This window comes from Ruminococcus sp. J1101004sp1_RTP21198st1_B9_RTP21198_201120 (assembly GCF_040924245.1).
Lineage (GTDB): Bacteria > Bacillota > Clostridia > Lachnospirales > Lachnospiraceae > Blautia_A > Blautia_A faecis.
The window spans coordinates 105,128-123,714 of sequence record NZ_JBCOMI010000011.1 but is presented as its reverse complement, the minus strand read 5'-3'; the positions used below and the strand labels follow the sequence as shown (position 1 = coordinate 123,714).

The following is an 18,587-nucleotide window of genomic DNA, read 5'->3' as shown; positions in this document are numbered from 1 at the left end:
GTGTCACCTCTGTCCTTTATCGTACGGAATGCCTTCCGCCTTCGGTGCCCTGGAGTTCTTGGATACAAACACCAGAACGATCAGGGAAATAATATATGGGAACATGTTGTATAATGTGCTGGGAAGCTTCAAGGCTACCAGCGCATCAAATCCTGTGTATACGTTTGACAGCGCACGGAAAAGGCCGAACAGAAGAGCTGCCAGTCCGATGTTTACCGGCTTCCACTGTCCGAAGATCATAACAGCAAGGGCAAGGAAACCAAAGCCGGCAACTCCGTTCTCAAATTTCCACTCACTTACACCGGCAGTAATATAAACCAGTCCCCCAAGACCGCCAAGTGCACCGGAGATCAAAACGCCAGCGTAACGCATTTTAAAAACATTGATACCTACTGAATCGGCTGCCTGTGGATGCTCACCACATGCCATCAGACGAAGTCCGAATCTGGTCTTATAAAGTACCACATAAGAAGCAATGAGGATCAGCAGTGCAAAAAGCATGAACCAGCTGAATTCAAATTTTCCAATTCTTATCAGGAACGCTTTCTTGGCCACCTTGTAAGCAACTGTGGAAGAAACGTTGTCTGGATTTTCTGCCATGTTGATGGCTCTTACGATAACAACAGCTGCTGCCGGTCCAAGAAGATTCAGGGCCGTACCAACCAGTGTCTGGTCTGCATTGAAATGAATGGCAGCCACACCAAGGAGCAGGGAAAATATCATTCCCACAAGCACACTGGCCAGAACCACCAGAAGGATCACAACTGGTGCCGGAGCGGAATCCGGAAGATATTTCATCATCAGGGCACCGCCAAGTGCACCCATAACCATAATTCCCTCAAGACCAATGTTGATAACACCGCTGTGCTCGGAAAAACAGCCGCCAAGTGCTACGAGAATCAATACAGAAGCAAATATTAATGTATACTGAATCAATAATAACATTATTTTTCTCCTCCTTTTGCAGCTTTTTTCTCATCTCTCCTGTCGAGATAACGGTTTAACCAGAGTTTGAAGAAGAATACAAATCCACACAGATAAATGATAAACGCGGAGATCAGATCAGAGATCTGTGCACAATACATGGTCTTATCCACATAACTTCCACCACTTGTAATGTGCTGGATAAAATAAGAGGAAAAAATTGCTCCGATGGGATGAAGGCCGCCAAGGAAGGCTGCTGCGATTCCATTAAAGCCCATGCCCGGAACGGTTGTCTGCTGAACCATCCAGGTCTCAATTCCGCTGAGATAGAAAACAGCTGCGCCAAGTCCTGCAAGGCCGCCAGCGATCATCATGGTTACAATGGTATTTCTCTTCTCTTTCATGCCGCAGTATTTTGCAGCATTTTTGTTCATACCTGTTGCGCGAAGCTCAAAACCGAATTTTGTTTTTTCCAGAAGTACCCACACTACGATCGCCATTACCACAGAAATAATAAGACCGATGGATACGAATTTGTTTCCGGAAAAGATCTCGTCCAGTCCACAGTTAGGAAGAAGAGCTCTCTTATTGCCGCTGGAAAGATCTACGGTGTATGGAGTAGACTCGGATTTCACCTGGGTAAGAAGCATATTCACCACATACAGGGAAATCCAGTTCAGCATGATACAGGAAATAACCTCGTTTACATTGAAGTAAGCCTTCAGTGCACCGGAGATGCCGCCTACCAGGGATGCGATCACGATTGCTGCGATCATGCATACATACCAGGGCATGCCAAGTTTTAATGCAAAATACAGGGAAGCTCCGGCTCCAACTACATACTGTCCTGCTGCTCCAATGTTAAAAAGTCCAACCTTGTAAGCAAACAGAACGGACAGGGAACACATCAGAAGTGCGGAAGCCTTTACCAGTGTGGTTCCCATATATTTCATCATAGCCTTCTGGCTTGGATAGTAAAAATAATTCTTGATAATTGCGGTAATCGCACCTGCAGCTCCTGCAGGATTGATAATAAGAAGTACCAGATAACCGATGAGAAGACCAATCACAATGCATAAAAGAGAGGCAATGATGGTCTGAACCGCATTGTTTCTCAGAATGCTTTCTTTCTTTTTGGATTCATTATTCATTGCTCTTCGTCTCCTTTCTCTTTGATCCTGCCATGTAAAGGCCAAGTTCCTCTACGGTTACTTTCTTCGGATCAAATTCTCCTACGATTTCACCTTCGTACATTACCAGAATCCTGTCTGATACATTCATAACCTCATCCAGCTCCAGACTGATCAGAAGAACGCCTTTCCCTGCATCCCTTGCCTGTACCAGCTGTTTGTGAACATGCTCGATTGCTCCAACATCCAGTCCTCGGGTAGGCTGAACTGCGATCAAAAGCTCCGGATTCTTATCAATCTCACGGGCAATGATTGCTTTCTGCTGGTTTCCACCAGACATGGATCTCGCCTTGGTGATGGCACCCTGACCGGAGCGGATATCGTACTGCTCAATCAGGCGGTTGGCATATTTGCGGATCTCTTTGCGTTTCAAAAAGCCCAGTTTATTGGTGAACTGTGGTTCGAAATATCTCTGAAGGACAATGTTGTCTTCCAGGGAATAATCAAGTACCAGGCCGTGTTTGTGACGGTCTTCCGGGATATGGCTCATGCCGGAGGTAAGACGCTCACGGATTGGCATGTGAGTAATGTCTTTTCCATTCATAGTGATAGCGCCGCTCTTCAGTGGCTCCAGGCCGGAAAGTCCATAAACAAATTCGGTCTGGCCATTTCCGTCGATTCCGGCGATACAGACGATCTCACCTCTGTGAACCTGAAGGGAAACGCCGTTGACTGCGTTATTCTTATGATGCTTGGAAGCAACCACCATATCCTTGATATCCAGAACAACTTCACCGGGCTTTGCTTCTTCTTTCTCTACAACGAAGTTTACGTCTCGTCCAACCATCATGGCAGAAAGCTTCTCCGGGTTGGTATCTCTGATGTCTACAGTTCCGATGCATTTTCCCTTACGAAGAACGGTACAGCGGTCTGCAACCTGCATGATCTCACCAAGCTTGTGGGTAATGAACAGAATGCTTTTGCCCTCTGCTGCCAGGTTCTTCATGATCTGCATCAATTCCTGAATCTCCTGCGGGGTAAGTACTGCAGTAGGCTCATCAAAGATCAGGATCTCGTTGTCACGGTAAAGCATTTTCAGGATCTCGGTTCTCTGCTGCATACCTACTGTGGTATCCTCGATAATGGCATCCGGGTCTACAGAAAGACCATATTTTTCAGAAAGGGCCATAACCTTTTTACGCGCGCCCTCTTTCTGAAGGAAACCGTTTTTTGTGGTCTCAACGCCAAGGATAATATTATCCAGAACACTGAAGCATTCTATCAATTTGAAATGCTGATGTACCATTCCAATGCCCAGGTCATTTGCATCGTTTGGATCTTTGATTTCAACTTTCTTTCCATCTTTGTGGATCTCGCCCTCTTCCGGCTGATACAGACCAAACAGAACGCTCATCAAAGTGGATTTACCTGCTCCATTTTCGCCAAGCAGAGCGTGGATCTCACCTTTTTTTAACTGAAGTGTGATATTGTCATTTGCGATGATTCCGGGAAAACGCTTGGTTATTCCCAGCATTTCAATTGCATATTCACTCATCTTCGCTTTCTCCTTTTTTCATGGCAAAGTCGCAGACAGAAAGCACAAGTAATAAAACGGTTACTGATCACTTCATTCACCAAAAACCTCTCGAGTGAACAGTACTATAAGTCTTATTATGACGGCACTTACGTAAAAAAGGGGAGTGGCCACTGCTCACTCCCCTTTTTCTCACTGCATGGCCATTCTTCATGTTAAGACCAGTCTGCTTTCCTGTCAGAACCCTACCCGTGATTTATAATTGCATTTACTATGCGGAGTAGTTGGTTGTCTTATTTGATGCTGCCGTAATCATTTACTGTGATCTCAGTCTCTGGCATTGCTGTGATGTCGCTGCTTACTTCAATCTCGCCATTGTATAATTTCTTTACAAGATCTTTGTAATCATCTACAGTGAAATTGTCATCCCACTGGGTTGTCTCCATTGGGAGCTGTACGTAGTTGTCTTCCGGGTTCTCAGATATAAGACCAAGGTTGTCGATCTTTCCAGCGTAATCAGATTCCCAATTGCCATCCTTGATCGCATCAAGTGCAGTCTTTACAGTCGGTGCAAGACCCTTCATAGCGGATGTAACAGTGATGTCCTCGCCGATGATTCCGGACTGGTCAGAGTCAACACCGATTACCTTGCCGTCAACCTTCGCTGCTGCTTCTGCTGCAGATGTGTAGATTCCACCGCCGCATGCGAATACAACTTCTACACCCTTGCTTCCGTACCAGGTATCCATGTAAGCTGTGATGTCTGCGTCGCCGTAGAACTGTCCGCCGCATACATACTCAAGTTCAACGTCACTTGTGATTCCAAGCTCTTTGGCTGCTTCGTCTACGCCCTGAACATATCCATATCCAAAACGGGTAACAGCCGGTACAGACATACCGCCGAGGAATCCAAGATGCTTGTATCCAAGCTTCACAGCTGCATATCCAGCCATGTATCCGGAAATCTCTTCCTGATAGGTACAGCAGTAAACATTGTCTGCATTGTAGTAATCGGTCACTTCATAATCATCCGGATTGTAGGTGTATCCTTCGCCAACACCTTTCTCACAGATATCGCCTGCACTTACGTCTGGTGCAATAAACTTCACGTCCGGATACATCTCAGACTGCTCTACGATAGTAGCTGCGAACATATATCCCGGAAGTACGATCACGTTAGCTCCATCTGCTACAGCCTGGTCAACACTTGCGTTACGTGCCTCATCAGAGTCGCTCTCTGGTTTATAATAGTTGAACTCAGAACCATTCTCTTCGGACCACGCCTTACATGCCTCGTAAGTGGTCTGGTTAAAGCTCTGGTCTGTAATATCACCGGAGTCAGTTACCATGGCAATCTTCATATCTCCAGCCTCAGCCTTCACCTCTGTCACTCCGTAAGCTGGTACAAGGGAAAGTGCCATTGCACCTGCAAGAACCATAGCTGCAATTCTTTTCTTCATATTATTTTTCCTCCTTTTTTTAAATTGGCTTTGTTATCTCTACAATGACATATGTCTCACTTTTAAAACAGGACACATGTCCCTTTTTCTATATTTATTTTCATTTTCGTACAAAAAGGATATTTTTTCAAGTGTTTTTTAGTATATTTTTTTATATTTGGTTTTTTATCAAAAGACATATGTCTCTTTTTTTATTTTCCGTATCATATATTTTGCATTAATGATATTTATGCATCCGCACATAATAGCTGATACATAAAATCACAGTAGCTCCGCTCCATGCTGCAATCTCCGCAAAGAAAATACCGTCCTGCCCGATAAAATGGGGAAGAATCAGCGCAGCACTGATACGCATGACAAATTCGGCCATACCACTTACCATAGGCATTAACGTATCTCCCAGTCCCTGCAGTGCAGATCTGTACACATACAGGAAGTACAACACCCAGAGCATGGCAGCCATAATAGAAAGGTATTTAAAAGCAATTGCAAGTACCTCCTTTGTCTGCTGCGGTTCACCTGAGATGAAAAGTGAGAGGATATTTTTTCCAAATAAAAACATGGCAATAGAAATGATCAGTGAGGTTAGCAGGGAAAGCAGCATACTGCTGCGGACACCTTTCCTGATCCTGTCAATCTTTCCGGCTCCCAGATTCTGGCCCACATAAGTAACGATGGCATATCCATAGGAAATCGCTGCCATTTCCAACAGACCATAAAGCTTGTTTGTAGCTGTAAATCCTGCCACAAAAAGAAAGCCATAGCCATTGATCACGTACTGGACTACCAGACCGCCTACACCGATAATGATATTCTGAAATACAACAGGAATACCAAGCTTCATCAGACGGGCATTCATTCCTGCGGCAGACATAAAATCTGCTCTGGACAGATGAACAATATCAATTCTGCGTAAAATCAGGAAACAGTACACGGCAGAAAAACTCTGCGCAATCACAGTTGCGATTGCTGCCCCTGCCACACCCCATCCGAAGCCTGCCACAAAAAGGATATCCAATGAAATATTCAGTACAGATGCGATGATCATTGCCGTTAATGGTGTTTTACTGTTTCCCATAGCCCTTAAAGCAGCGGCAAACATATTATAAGCTGCAGTAGCCGGGATTCCGCAGAAAATAATACGCAGATATAATAATGACATTCCAATAATATTGGAAGGTGTATGCAGCCCTGTTAATACCAGTGCAGCAAAGGACTGGCTGAGAATGAATACTCCCACTGCGATGAATGCAGTCAGCCGGTAACTGTGTGCCAGAGATTTACGCAGATTTTCAAAATCCTTTGCACCATAATACTGGGAGAGCTGAATAGAAAATCCCTGAGTGAGACCAGTGGATATTCCTGTGACAACCCACATCAGAAAGTCAACCGCACCCAGTGCTGCAAGAGCCTCCACACCTGCAATCTGGCCAACGACCATAGTATCCACCATTGTATAAAGCTGCTGACAGATATTCCCCAACATCAAGGGAATTGCAAAAAGAATGATCAATCTCCCCGGCGAACCAGAGGTCATATCCTGAATCTTGGTTTTCATTAGTATAAACTTTCCTTTCCGAAGCATATTTGAGCTTCAATGGGGAATCAATACTCAAAATTAACGTCCATAATAATTCCCCCTTTGAGGCATATCATATGTTTATTTCAATTACATTAATTATAGTTTTTACTTATTTCTACGTCAAGCATATTACAGATCCGAATAAAAAGGAAACGGTAATCGTTTTAAACACGCTCTAGAAGAAAAAATGCACCAACCCGCTTGAGCCAGTGCGCATTTCGAGAAAATGTTATTTATATAATTTCTCCCAATGATCTTTTGTCATTACATTGGTATGTCCAACACGTACTTCATTAAAAAGTGGCACAGGAACTTCATTACAGGTATGATGGAAAACAAAGCCTAATTTTTCTTGTACGCGCTTTGATTTCCGGTTTCCATCGTAATAACCACACCAGATGGTTGTCATGCCAAGATCTTCAAACCCATGTCGTATTAGTGCACTGGCAGCTTCCGGCATATAGCCTCGTCCCCAGAATGGCTGCCCAAGCCAATATCCAAGTTCACATTCGTCATCCCGTTCGGTCATATCTGTATGGCTATTCAGAATTAATTCTATGCTACCAATCGCAATGTTATTTTCTTTTCTACAGATTGCGTAACACTCTGCTCCATTAAGCACATTTCTGATTACGTTTTTACTTTCTTCTACATTTTTGTGAGGAGGCCAGCCTGTAATAGGGCCAACTTCCGGATCCTTTGCATATTCAAATAAGCTTTCTGCATCTTCCTCAGTCCATTTTCTTAATATTAATCTTTGAGTTTCCAGCATTATCTTTTACCTCAACTTTTGTATTTCATTTCTTATCATACCAAGTATCAAATGAATCGTTCATCACAATTGGCGAAATCCAATAAAACTGCAATTTTATTTAGTAGCTGGCATATTTACTGCTGTCTTTGTTATAAACCACTAATCAATTTCCTCAAATAGTTCATCAAAGGTGATCTTTATTTGAGGGAAATGAATTAAGTGTAACTCGTCTTTATTTTCTTCAGTAATCGTCTTCAAAAGGTAGTATTTCGGAATCTCTCCTTCATAGTCTAGTTCATAGATTTCAACTGTTCTTTTACGCCAGTCAACAATCCAATACTCTTCAATCTCCTGTTCACAATATAACTGCATTTTCTCTGTCCGGTCATAATTTTCTGTTGATGGTGACAGAACTTCCATAACAAAACGCGGCGCATCTGTAAAAGTGTTTCCACGTCTTGATTTTGTACGGCAGTTTATGGAAGCATCAGGAATTACAATCTTGTTGTTTCCCTGATTATCTTTGAAACGATATTGAACATTATCCGAATATACATAGCATGTACTATTCTTTAACTGATATCTGATTGCTGCAACAAAATTTACAATTACCGCAGAATGTTCCGGCGTAGCTCCTGCCATATCTGTTATTTTCAAATCCCAATCCATGTTTTACACTCCTTTGTTTTATAATGTGGGTCAAGTTTATTATTAACCATTCCATTCACCTTTTTTATATTGAATGTATACAATTATTTTTGTTTACTTCATTATAACATCATCCCGGTTAATTAGAAAAGTAATTTTTATGTTACTGTTCACTGGTAACATTCCGCGAGGTGTTTTTTGTGAACAAAGTTCACAGAAAACCCGAGAATTGCGGCGCGAAATCATGCGAATGCATGATTTCTGTGCATCGCGGAGCGGTTACTGGTCACGGAGTGAACAGTAACATTTTTATCCGCCTCCTGTATTGGCATAATTTGCTATCGATTTTGCCCGGTTAGTTGTATTACATTTCATAGAAACAAAAAAACCTTGAAGAACCGTATTTCTACAATTCTCCAAGGTTATTCTTACGCTTGGACACATGTCACACCGAAGTATGACTTAAATATATATTCAGAATGAATTATTTATTTTTCTGAGCGATAGCTGCCTGAGCTGCTGCCAGACGAGCAACCGGTACACGGAATGGTGAGCAAGATACATAGTCAAGACCGATCTTGTTGCAGAACTCTACAGAAGATGGATCTCCACCGTGCTCTCCACAGATTCCGATGTGAAGGTTCGGGTTAACTGGCTTACCAAGTTTGATAGCCATATCCATAAGCTTACCAACACCAACCTGATCCAGTTTTGCAAATGGATCGTTCTCGAAGATCTTAGCATCATAGTAAGCGTTAAGGAATTTACCAGCGTCATCACGGGAGAAGCCGTATGTCATCTGAGTTAAGTCGTTGGTACCGAAGCAGAAGAAGTCAGCCTCAGAAGCGATCTGGTCAGCTGTAAGAGCTGCACGTGGGATCTCGATCATTGTACCTACTTCATATTTCAGATCTACGCCTGCTGCTGCGATCTCAGCGTCAGCTGTCTCAACAACAAACTTCTTAACATATTTAAGCTCTTTGATATCGCCTACTAACGGGATCATGATCTCTGGGCAGATATTCCAGTCAGCGTGAGCTTTCTTTACATTGATAGCTGCACGGATAACTGCTGTTGTCTGCATCTTAGCGATCTCTGGGTAAGTAACTGCCAGACGGCATCCACGATGTCCCATCATTGGGTTGAACTCATGAAGAGAAGCGATAATTGTCTTGATCTCTTCTACAGTCTTGCCCTGAGCATCAGCAAGCTTCTTGATGTCTTCCTCTTCTGTAGGAACGAACTCATGAAGCGGCGGATCCAGGAAACGGATTGTTACAGGGTTGCCCTCGAGAGCCTCGAACAGACCTTCGAAGTCTTCCTGCTGATATGGAAGAACCTTAGCAAGTGCTGCTTCTCTCTCCTCAGCTGTTGTGGAGCAGATCATCTCACGGAATGCATCGATACGTCCCTCACCGAAGAACATATGCTCTGTACGGCAAAGACCGATACCTTCAGCACCAAGCTCAACTGCTTTCTTAGCGTCAGCAGGAGTATCAGCGTTTGTACGAACCTTCATTGTTCTGTACTTGTCAGCCCATGCCATGATACGTCCGAACTCACCAGCGATTGTAGCGTCTACTGTCGGGATGATTCCGTCGTAGATGTTACCTGTTGTACCATCGATGGAAAGGAAATCTCCCTCGTGGAACTCTTTGCCAGCAAGTGTAAATTTCTTATTAGCTTCGTCCATAGCGATATCACCGCATCCGGATACACAGCACTCACCCATACCACGGGCAACTACTGCTGCATGAGATGTCATACCACCACGAACTGTCAGGATACCTTCAGCAGATTTCATACCTGTGATATCCTCTGGGGATGTCTCAAGACGAACAAGGATAACCTTCTCGCCTCTCTCAGCCCACTCTACAGCGTCATCAGCTGTGAATACGATCTTACCACAAGCAGCTCCTGGAGAAGCTCCAAGACCTTTGCCCATTGGTGTAGCAGCTTTCAGAGCCTTAGCGTCGAACTGCGGATGAAGAAGAGTATCAAGGTTACGAGGATCGATCATAGCTACTGCTTCTTCCTCTGTTCTCATTCCCTCATCAACAAGGTCACAAGCGATTTTCAGAGCAGCCTGAGCGGTTCTCTTACCATTACGTGTCTGCAGCATGTATAACTGGCCATGCTCAACAGTGAACTCCATATCCTGCATATCTCTGTAGTGTGTCTCCAGAGTATGGCAAACTTCTGTAAATTTCTTGAATGCTTCCGGGAACTTCTGCTCCATCTCAGCGATGTGCATAGGTGTACGAACACCAGCAACAACGTCCTCACCCTGTGCATTGGTAAGGAACTCACCGAACAGACCTTTGTTTCCTGTAGCTGGGTCTCTTGTAAATGCAACACCAGTACCACAGTCATCACCCATGTTACCGAATGCCATCATCTGTACGTTAACAGCTGTACCCCAGGAATATGGGATATCGTTGTCACGACGATATACGTTGGCACGTGGGTTGTCCCAGGAACGGAATACGGCTTTGATTGCACCAACTAACTGCTCTTTCGGGTCAGCCGGGAAATCGGAACCGATTTTTTCTTTATATTCAGCCTTGAACTGCATAGCAAGTTCTTTAAGGTCGTCAGCTGTAAGCTCAACGTCAAGTTTAACGCCTCTTTCAGCTTTCATTTTGTCGATAAGCTCTTCGAAATATTTCTTACCAACTTCCATAACTACGTCAGAGTACATCTGGATAAATCTTCTGTAGCAGTCCCAAGCCCAACGTGGGTTGCCGGATTTCTCAGATAATACAGCTACAACGTCTTCATTTAAACCAAGGTTCAGGATAGTATCCATCATACCTGGCATAGAAGCTCTTGCGCCTGAACGAACGGAAACAAGCAGAGGATTCTCGATGTCACCGAATTTCTTTCCGGTAACTCCTTCCATCTTGGTGATTGCTTCCATGATCTGACCCATGATCTCGTCGTTGATCTGTCTTCCATCCTCATAGTACTGAGTACAAGCTTCAGTAGTGATTGTAAATCCCTGAGGTACAGGAAGTCCAAGGTTTGTCATCTCAGCAAGGTTAGCACCTTTACCACCCAGAAGGTTTCTCATATCAGCGTTACCTTCTGTAAACATGTAAACCCATTTTGCCATTTTACATTTTCCTCCTAAAAATTTGTTCATTGGTAACTGTTCAGTATCTTCACAGTTACTTTCATAAACATAAACTATGTTTTATACGCACATAGTTATTTTATAGGCTTATTCGTCATTCGTCAAGGTAATTCTGGCAAAAAACAGTCAATTTTTTATCATTTTCTCAATTTTTCTTTTTTCTTCCAGTATTCAGCACCAGATGACGGGGAACACCATTTACCATGATCGGCTGATAATCGCCCTGGATCAGTGGTTTAATATAGTCGATAAAGTCCTTGGTCACATTATTTGCATCCTTGTTCATCCAGTTTCTCGGAACCAGCTTCTCTTCATTGGCGATTCGGTGTACATCGTAAATTCCAGTAGCTGCCATATATGGATCGTCGGATACACGGTCGATGACTACCATCTTGCCGGTGTCACCTTCATCTGCTGCCTTTACGGCTGCACCGCCAACCATCATAGCCTCATCAATATCCACCCGGGATGCCATATGGGAAGCGCTTCTCTGAAGGGTGGAAAGCTCTACGGCACGGGTCTTGCAGCCGCACTCTGCTGCCAGGAAATTCGCCAGATAGGTGGCAGTTCCCTGCAGCTGCTTGTGTCCAAATGCGTCCACATAATCTCCTACGCTTCCAAGCTCGCAGACATAACGTCCGTCAGCCAGCTTGATTCCTTCGGATACAGCAATGACAACGGAGGATTTCTTTTTCAGAAGGTCTTTCACTTTTGCGAGGAATTTCTCAATATCAAAGGGAACCTCCGGAAGGTAAATGAGATCTGGTCCTTCGCAGTCTTCTGACTTGGAAAGTGCAGTGGCGCCTGTAAGCCAGCCCGCATTTCTTCCCATGATTTCCATAATGGTAATCATATTTTTCTTATAGGTGAGACCTTCTGCGTCACGGATCACTTCCTTGGTGGAAGCTGCTATATACTTGGCTGCACTTCCGAAGCCTGGGGTATGATCGGTAAGTGCAAGGTCATTGTCAATGGTCTTCGGAACACCAAGGAATTTCTGGGTCTGTCCGGTAATGATGGCATAATCAGACAGCTTCTTGATGGTATCCATGGAATCATTTCCGCCGATGTAGATAAATGCATAGATTTCCAGTTTATTCAGAATATCGAAGATTTTCTCATAGATAGCTCTGTCTTCGTGGATTTCCGGAAGCTTATAACGGCAGGAACCAAGAAATGCGGACGGAGTCCTTTTCAGAAGCTCAATGTCAAGCTCGGAATGAATCTGGGTAGAAAGGTCGATATACTGCTCGTCAAGCAGCCCCTGGATTCCGTGAAGCATTCCATATACCTTGTCAAAGCCACGCTCTACTGCATTCTTGTATACGCCCGCAAGACTGGAATTAATTACAGATGTTGGTCCGCCGGACTGTCCTACAATAATATTTCTTTTCTTTGCCATGGTGGTATTCCTCCTCTATTTCGAATGGATGTGGGTGTCGAAAATTTCTATGCCATTCACCCTATAATTGTATAGTTTACCAAAGGCATATAACAAAGTCAATGTGATATTGTACGTTTTGCATATTTAATTATGTTTTTATGTCATTTTTATATGAATTATTTATATTTTGGACAAATAATGCAATTTTTTGATGGTGAAATTTACAGATATAGTGATATAATGGAGAAAACGCGCTCTGTGGAGTGCAGCAGACAGAATTCGCGCTCCACATATAACATCACACATGGAGGTTTTACATCATGAAAAGAGTTTTGGAAAATGACTTTCTGAAAGTGACCATTGACGACCATGGGGCTGAGCTGGTCAGCATTTATGACAAAGAGAAAGACCGTGAGGTGATCTGGCAGGGAGATCCCAGGTTCTGGGGACGTCATGCGCCGGTTCTTTTTCCAAATGTAGGAAAGCATTATGGAAATCATTACCGGATCGGTGATAAGGAATATGCTTCCAAGCAGCATGGCTTTGCCCGTGACACAGATTTCACATGTATTGATTCCACACTGGATTCCGTAACCCACCAGATTCGTTCTACAGAAGAGACCAAAGAGGTTTATCCTTTTGATTTCGTGCTCCGCATCCGTCATATTCTGAAGGGGCGCACCCTTACAGTCAGCTGGAAGGTAGCAAATAACAGTGACACGGATATGTATTTCGCCATCGGCGGACATCCGGCATTTCGTGTACCGGTTCTGCCGGATACCAGAAGAAGTGATTACCGTCTTACCTTCGACGGACAGGAAAGCCTTACATACCTTCTTCTTGATCCGGAGAGCGGCACGGCCAAGGCTGAGGAAAAGGCCACTCTGAAGCTGGAAAATGGCACCTGCCAGATTGAGGATCACATGTTTGACCACGATGCACTGGTATTTGACAATCAGATCACAAGGGCTGGCATCCAGCTGCCAGACGGCACTCCTTATCTGGAGCTGCGCTGTGTGGGATTCCCCAATTTCGGGATCTGGTCAGCTTCCCAGGATGCCCCATTTGTCTGCCTGGAGCCATGGATGGGACGCTGCGATGATTGCGGATTCACAGGAGATCTGTCGGAGAAACCATTTATCAATCATCTGAAAATGGATGAGATGTTTGAAACGGCATATACTATTGAAATATTCTAAATCGTGTTTGAAAAGGGCTTTCTGCAAGATGTTCGTCACAATTTGTGGGAGATCATGCCCGGATGAGGGCGCCGCAGCGGGCTACGCAACCGAATTTGGGCAAAATATACCGCAAAGCGAGGCGTGCAGATTGTGGGAATGATTTTTCAGACACATTCTAAGCAGAGCAAAAAAATATCGGTACACTTCCGCGCTTCTGGAAGTGTACCGATATTTTATTCACTCACTTTTCAGTTTCATAAGGCATCCTCAGTTTTTTCCCAGATTGTGTCTGAAAAAGGCTTTCTGCAAGATGTTCGTCACAATTTGCGAGAATGATTTTTCAAACAGGCTCTAGCATTAGCGTAAACTGCCACCATCACCACAGTAACCGCAAACACAAACATCATCCCATACTGATGGTATCCCTTTGCGAGCAGGCTCCTTCTGCCTTTAAAGCATCTGGACAAGGCCTGCAGAACCGCATAGTGAAGAACATAGATAAGCATGGAATAGTCTTTTCCCACTTTTGCCAATGCTCTGGTAAGAGAATTCTCCACATAAAAATTCTGCCAGCCAATAAAAAGAAGAAAGATGCAGATTGCCAGAAAAATGGTTCCAGCATACTCTTCCTGGGTTCCCAGGACATTTCGCTTTTCCAGCCACTTCTGCTCCATAACAGCCATATTCCAGAAAACAGGAAGTCCACACAGCAAAAATCCCATTTTCTTCCTGTCCAGAAAGCTAAGAAGAGCCTCCTTTCTGGATCCAAACCAGCAGCCCAGCCAGAAAAAGGGAAGTCCGCAGTACAGAAAGTTCCTTGCATAATAAATATGACAGTCTTCTTTTCCCACAAAAAACAGGGAATAGCTTCCCTTTATGAGACTTCCCGCCAACAGCACCGGAATCGCCAGATAAGCCAGCTTTCTCAGTCCCAGATGTTCTACAATAAAAGCAATTACAAGCACATAGAGAAGTGCCTGCAGATACCACAGGTGCGGTGAAAGCGGGGAAAAATTCCACAAAATAAAATCCTCCGGAACTCTTTTCTCAAACCTTGCAAGCAGTGCTTCTTTTATATTTTCTCTTTTCTCAACTGCCAGAAGGATTTCCCATAGCAGGTAAAACAGATTTGCGCCAATGGTAATGGTGAAAATTTTGCCAAACTGCTTCAGTTCCCGTTTCTTCGCCACTGTTTCCGGGTAAAAGAATCCGGTGATCATAAAAAACACAGGCACTGCAAAACGGCACAGGATCAGGAATTCATCTCCCCCCTGTATTTCCAGAGGCTTGTGGATCTCAACCACTGCAATAGCAGCCAGGCATTTCAAAATATCAATACACGTCCAACGTCTTTTTTTCATTTCCTCGTAACTCCAATAACTGCTGTTCCGGGCAAATACGGACAGCAAAAGGACCAACCATCTGATTTCAGAAAGTCAGCCCTTTTATTACTTTATATACACTCCACGCGGTTTCCACACGCTGCTGCGGCATTTTCAGATTCCTGTTATATGAGGATTCTGAACTGCCTGTCACATAAATCAGAATGTAAATTTATCTGCGAAGTAAGCATCCAGCTCATCAATCTTAATACGAACCTGCTCCATGGAATCACGGTCACGGACAGTTACCATTCCGTCAGTTTCGGAATCGAAATCGTAGGTTACGCAGAACGGAGTACCGATCTCGTCCTGTCTTCTGTAACGTTTACCGATGTTTCCACGATCATCAAATTCGCAGTTGTATTTCTTTGATAACTGAGCGTAGATTTTCTCAGCGCCCTCGTTCAGCTTCTTGGAAAGCGGAAGCACACCGATCTTAACCGGTGCAAGTGCCGGATGGAAGTGAAGGACTGTACGAACGTCGTTCTTCTCTGCATCCAGAACCTCCTCATCATATGCACTGCAAAGGAATGCAAGAACCACACGGTCAGCACCAAGTGACGGCTCGATTACATATGGGATATATTTCTGCTTCTTCTCATCATCGAAGTAAGTAAGATCCTGTCCGGATACATTCTGGTGCTGGGTAAGGTCGTAGTCTGTTCTGTCTGCGATTCCCCAAAGCTCGCCCCATCCAAATGGGAAAAGGAACTCAACGTCTGTAGTAGCCTTGCTGTAGAAGCTCAGCTCTTCCTTGTCATGGTCACGGTAACGTACTTCCTCATCCTTCAGTCCAAGAGAATGCAGCCAGTTCAGGCAGAAGCTCTTCCAGTATGCAAACCACTCAAGGTCTGTGTCCGGCTCGCAGAAGAACTCAAGCTCCATCTGCTCGAACTCACGGGTACGGAATGTGAAGTTACCAGGTGTGATCTCGTTACGGAAGGATTTACCGATCTGACCGATACCAAATGGAATCTTCTTACGGGATGTTCTCTGTAAGTTCTTGAAGTTTACAAAAATACCCTGTGCTGTCTCAGGTCTTAAATATACAGTATTCTTAGCATCCTCAGTTACGCCCTGGAAGGTCTTGAACATCAGGTTGAACTGACGGATATCTGTGAAATTGTGTTTGCCACAGGAAGGACATGGAACATTATGCTCTTCGATGAAATTCTTCATCTCTTCCTGAGACCATCCGTCTACAGAGCTCTCAAGCTCAATGCCGTGCTCCTGGCTGTAGTCCTCGATGATCTTGTCTGCGCGGAAACGCTCATGGCACTCTTTACAATCCATAAGCGGATCAGAGAAGCTTCCCAGATGTCCGGATGCGACCCAGGTCTGCGGGTTCATCAGGATGGCACAGTCAACACCTACGTTGTACGGAGACTCCTGAATGAATTTCTGCCACCATGCGCGCTTTACGTTATTCTTAAGCTCTACGCCAAGGTTGCCGTAATCCCATGTATTCGCAAGACCTCCATAGATCTCAGAACCCGGGTAAACAAATCCTCTTGCTTTTGCCAGAGCAATAATCTTGTCCATTGTTTTTTCCATGATATCTCTCCTCATTGTTTGATAGATGATTTTCTAATATTATACTCGCAACTTTTCTTTTTGTAAAGTTATACCGCGTACTCAATTCCGTACATTCTGCCGCAAAAACACAATTTCCGCACTTTTGAACAGCAAATCATGTGCTGCTATCGAAGTATAGAGCAAAGCACGTTAATCAGCTTTCCTGTTATGTGCAACATCCAATCCACTTACATCATAACTTCTAATATCTGCAAACTCTTAAATTTCTTATCCGTATTCCCTGCCACATAAGGCTGAATATGCCGTTCCAGCTCCCACAGCACCTCATCGGTCACTGTAAAGCTGTATAGCTTCGTCATGGGCGAGCTTACAATGTACTGCATGGTATAAAGTGCTGCCGGGGAAATCCGGCGGGCGGTTCTGGCTTCTCCGGGGCTTGCTTTCTTCAGGCAGTCCCCATCCAGGATTCCATGTGCCTCCTGGGAAAAGAACAGATTCTCTTTTCCGGTGATCTCCTCCCCACAGTTCACACACCGGAAAAGCTCCGGCATCAGCCCCTGCTCTGTCATAGTTCGCAGTTCAAAAATGCACCTTACCAGCCGGTCATCGATCTCCGGATTCAGGAGAGCCTTCACAGTAAGATAAAGAAGATTCATCATATTCTTCTCATCTGTGCCCTCTCTTCCGAAATAATCTGCCAGTTCCAGAAAGTAATAACCATAATAAACTCCCGGCTGTCTGGCGGCCAGCTCCACAAAATGATGGGTCACGGTCACCTGGTTCAGATTGTAGCTGCTGCGCCCTTCATACAGGGTGAAGTTCCCGAACACAAAAGGATTGGCAGCTGCCATAAACGGGCTGTTCTGCCGTCTGGCGCCCTTGGCGAAAGCGGAAATCTTCCCCCTCTCCCTGGTAAGAAGCACGATCCGCTTGTCATACTCTCCCACAGGCTGCGCAGAAAGTACAATTCCCTGTACCGTGATCAGATCACTCATATTCAGATTTCCTTCTTATCATATCCAAAGTTTTTGATCATAAAATCACTGTCACGCCAGTCTTTTTTCACCTTTACCCAAAGCTTCAGGTTTACCTTGGAGTCCAGCATACGTTCCAGCTCAAATCTGGCGTTGCTGCCGATCTTCTTCAGCATGGCACCGCCTTTTCCAATGATAATGCCCTTGTGGGAATCCCTCTCGCAAATAATGGTCGCCTCAATATCCACCATAGGATTTTTGCCCGGACGCTCCTTCATTTTGTCAATTGCCACTGCGATTCCATGTGGAATCTCCGCATCCAGTGCGTGAAGCGCCTTCTCACGGATCACCTCTGCCACGATCTGGCGCTGAGGCTGGTCCGTTACGGTATCCTCATCATAGAACATGGGTCCATAAGGCAGATATTTCAAAATACTGTCAATAATATCCTCTGTGTTCTGTCCGCGGAGTGCAGAGCAAGGGATAATCTCTGCAAAATCACAGATCTTGCGGTACGTATCGATTGCCGGAAGGATCTCCTCTTTTTTCACTGTATCGATCTTATTAATGATCAAAATGACCGGCACGCCAACGCCCTGGAGCTGCTCTGCAATGTGGCGCTCACCGGCTCCAATGAAGGTAGACGGCTCAACCAGCCACATAATTGCATCCACCTCTTTCAGGGTACGCTCTGCAACGGCTACCATATACTCTCCAAGCTTATTCTTCGCCTTATGGATACCAGGCGTATCCAGAAAAACGATCTGTCCCTTCTCACAGGTATAGACTGTCTGGATGCGGTTTCTGGTGGTCTGGGGCTTCTTGGATGTGATCGCGATCTTCTGGCCGATCAGATGGTTCATCAGGGTAGATTTCCCAACGTTCGGGCGGCCAATAATTGCAACAAATCCGGATTTAAAATCTGGTGTCATTAAAATATATCCTCATCTTTCTTAACTTTT

At 44.5% G+C, this 18,587-nt stretch carries 15 protein-coding genes and 1 pseudogene; 2 read left to right on the top strand and 14 right to left on the bottom strand.

The window, feature by feature from the left end:
* Positions 1-3: 3 nt before the first annotated feature.
* The 9 genes from AB5618_RS09610 to AB5618_RS09570 all read right to left on the bottom strand — a co-directional run bounded on the left by AB5618_RS09610 (position 4) and on the right by AB5618_RS09570 (position 12,570).
* Positions 4-945, bottom strand: coding sequence for an ABC transporter permease (locus tag AB5618_RS09610; protein WP_173719035.1), 942 nt, complete (start codon positions 943-945; stop codon positions 4-6).
* On the bottom strand, positions 945-2,075 hold the full coding sequence (locus AB5618_RS09605) for an ABC transporter permease (protein ID WP_173735179.1): 1,131 nt from the start codon (positions 2,073-2,075) through the stop codon (positions 945-947). Before AB5618_RS09605 ends, AB5618_RS09610 begins: the two co-directional genes overlap by 1 nt.
* A complete protein-coding gene (locus AB5618_RS09600) occupies positions 2,068-3,609 on the bottom strand; it encodes an ABC transporter ATP-binding protein (RefSeq protein ID WP_148462316.1) in 1,542 nt (513 codons plus the stop codon). Before AB5618_RS09600 ends, AB5618_RS09605 begins: the two co-directional genes overlap by 8 nt.
* Positions 3,610-3,881: 272 nt before the next feature.
* Complete coding sequence (locus tag AB5618_RS09595) at positions 3,882-5,048, bottom strand: BMP family protein (RefSeq protein WP_173735180.1); 1,167 nt, start codon at positions 5,046-5,048, stop codon at positions 3,882-3,884.
* Between the two features lie 217 nt (positions 5,049-5,265).
* Positions 5,266-6,606, bottom strand: coding sequence for an MATE family efflux transporter (locus tag AB5618_RS09590; protein WP_173716882.1), 1,341 nt, complete (start codon positions 6,604-6,606; stop codon positions 5,266-5,268).
* A 253-nt stretch (positions 6,607-6,859) separates the two neighbouring features.
* Complete coding sequence (locus AB5618_RS09585; protein ID WP_148462320.1) at positions 6,860-7,402, bottom strand: GNAT family N-acetyltransferase; 543 nt, start codon at positions 7,400-7,402, stop codon at positions 6,860-6,862.
* A gap of 141 nt (positions 7,403-7,543) precedes the next feature.
* Entirely contained in the window at positions 7,544-8,053 is a 510-nt protein-coding gene (locus tag AB5618_RS09580; RefSeq protein WP_148462322.1) for a Uma2 family endonuclease, read from the bottom strand.
* Between the two features lie 463 nt (positions 8,054-8,516).
* The gene (ppdK, locus tag AB5618_RS09575) at positions 8,517-11,147 is read right to left on the bottom strand and encodes a pyruvate, phosphate dikinase (protein ID WP_173771075.1); all 2,631 of its coding nucleotides are present in this window, start codon (positions 11,145-11,147) and stop codon (positions 8,517-8,519) included.
* A 166-nt stretch (positions 11,148-11,313) separates the two neighbouring features.
* The gene (locus AB5618_RS09570; protein WP_148462325.1) at positions 11,314-12,570 is read right to left on the bottom strand and encodes a 6-phosphofructokinase; all 1,257 of its coding nucleotides are present in this window, start codon (positions 12,568-12,570) and stop codon (positions 11,314-11,316) included.
* 302 nt (positions 12,571-12,872) lie between these two features.
* Here AB5618_RS09570 and AB5618_RS09565 point away from each other — a divergent pair, with 302 nt between their 5' ends.
* Both AB5618_RS09565 and AB5618_RS09560 read left to right on the top strand, forming a co-directional pair.
* A complete protein-coding gene (locus tag AB5618_RS09565; protein WP_173716884.1) occupies positions 12,873-13,751 on the top strand; it encodes an aldose 1-epimerase family protein in 879 nt (292 codons plus the stop codon).
* Between the two features lie 28 nt (positions 13,752-13,779).
* Positions 13,780-13,862 (top strand): annotated as a pseudogene (locus tag AB5618_RS09560) (DUF6783 domain-containing protein); the annotation flags it as partial.
* Between the two features lie 112 nt (positions 13,863-13,974).
* Here AB5618_RS09560 and AB5618_RS09555 read toward each other — a convergent pair.
* The 5 genes from AB5618_RS09555 to era all read right to left on the bottom strand — a co-directional run bounded on the left by AB5618_RS09555 (position 13,975) and on the right by era (position 18,557).
* On the bottom strand, positions 13,975-14,067 hold the full coding sequence (locus AB5618_RS09555) for a DUF6783 domain-containing protein (protein WP_368356966.1): 93 nt from the start codon (positions 14,065-14,067) through the stop codon (positions 13,975-13,977).
* The gene (locus AB5618_RS09550) at positions 14,051-15,094 is read right to left on the bottom strand and encodes an acyltransferase (RefSeq protein WP_173769365.1); all 1,044 of its coding nucleotides are present in this window, start codon (positions 15,092-15,094) and stop codon (positions 14,051-14,053) included. The genes AB5618_RS09555 and AB5618_RS09550 overlap by 17 nt, the downstream gene beginning before the upstream one ends.
* A gap of 180 nt (positions 15,095-15,274) precedes the next feature.
* Positions 15,275-16,669, bottom strand: coding sequence for a glycine--tRNA ligase (locus AB5618_RS09545; RefSeq protein WP_173735377.1), 1,395 nt, complete (start codon positions 16,667-16,669; stop codon positions 15,275-15,277).
* A gap of 209 nt (positions 16,670-16,878) precedes the next feature.
* Positions 16,879-17,646, bottom strand: a complete 768-nt coding sequence (recO, locus tag AB5618_RS09540; protein ID WP_173771076.1) for a DNA repair protein RecO — start codon at positions 17,644-17,646, stop codon at positions 16,879-16,881.
* Positions 17,647-17,648: 2 nt separating this feature from the next.
* Positions 17,649-18,557 carry a GTPase Era gene (era, locus tag AB5618_RS09535; protein WP_118578648.1) on the bottom strand — a complete coding sequence of 303 codons (909 nt, stop codon included), beginning with the start codon at positions 18,555-18,557 and terminating at the stop codon, positions 17,649-17,651.
* Positions 18,558-18,587 lie beyond the last annotated feature (30 nt).

Excerpts from the sequence above, each read along its gene's own strand:
- AB5618_RS09610 (WP_173719035.1), bottom strand. The coding sequence starts at position 945 with ATGTTATTATTGATTCAGTATACATTAATATTTGCTTCTGTATTGATT.
- AB5618_RS09605 (WP_173735179.1), bottom strand. The coding sequence starts at position 2,075 with ATGAATAATGAATCCAAAAAGAAAGAAAGCATTCTGAGAAACAATGCG.
- AB5618_RS09600 (WP_148462316.1), bottom strand. The coding sequence starts at position 3,609 with ATGAGTGAATATGCAATTGAAATGCTGGGAATAACCAAGCGTTTTCCC.
- AB5618_RS09595 (WP_173735180.1), bottom strand. The coding sequence starts at position 5,048 with ATGAAGAAAAGAATTGCAGCTATGGTTCTTGCAGGTGCAATGGCACTT.
- AB5618_RS09590 (WP_173716882.1), bottom strand. The coding sequence starts at position 6,606 with ATGAAAACCAAGATTCAGGATATGACCTCTGGTTCGCCGGGGAGATTG.
- AB5618_RS09585 (WP_148462320.1), bottom strand. The coding sequence starts at position 7,402 with ATGCTGGAAACTCAAAGATTAATATTAAGAAAATGGACTGAGGAAGAT.
- AB5618_RS09580 (WP_148462322.1), bottom strand. The coding sequence starts at position 8,053 with ATGGATTGGGATTTGAAAATAACAGATATGGCAGGAGCTACGCCGGAA.
- ppdK (WP_173771075.1), bottom strand. The coding sequence starts at position 11,147 with ATGGCAAAATGGGTTTACATGTTTACAGAAGGTAACGCTGATATGAGA.
- AB5618_RS09570 (WP_148462325.1), bottom strand. The coding sequence starts at position 12,570 with ATGGCAAAGAAAAGAAATATTATTGTAGGACAGTCCGGCGGACCAACA.
- AB5618_RS09565 (WP_173716884.1), top strand. The coding sequence starts at position 12,873 with ATGAAAAGAGTTTTGGAAAATGACTTTCTGAAAGTGACCATTGACGAC.
- AB5618_RS09550 (WP_173769365.1), bottom strand. The coding sequence starts at position 15,094 with ATGAAAAAAAGACGTTGGACGTGTATTGATATTTTGAAATGCCTGGCT.
- AB5618_RS09545 (WP_173735377.1), bottom strand. The coding sequence starts at position 16,669 with ATGGAAAAAACAATGGACAAGATTATTGCTCTGGCAAAAGCAAGAGGA.
- recO (WP_173771076.1), bottom strand. The coding sequence starts at position 17,646 with ATGAGTGATCTGATCACGGTACAGGGAATTGTACTTTCTGCGCAGCCT.
- era (WP_118578648.1), bottom strand. The coding sequence starts at position 18,557 with ATGACACCAGATTTTAAATCCGGATTTGTTGCAATTATTGGCCGCCCG.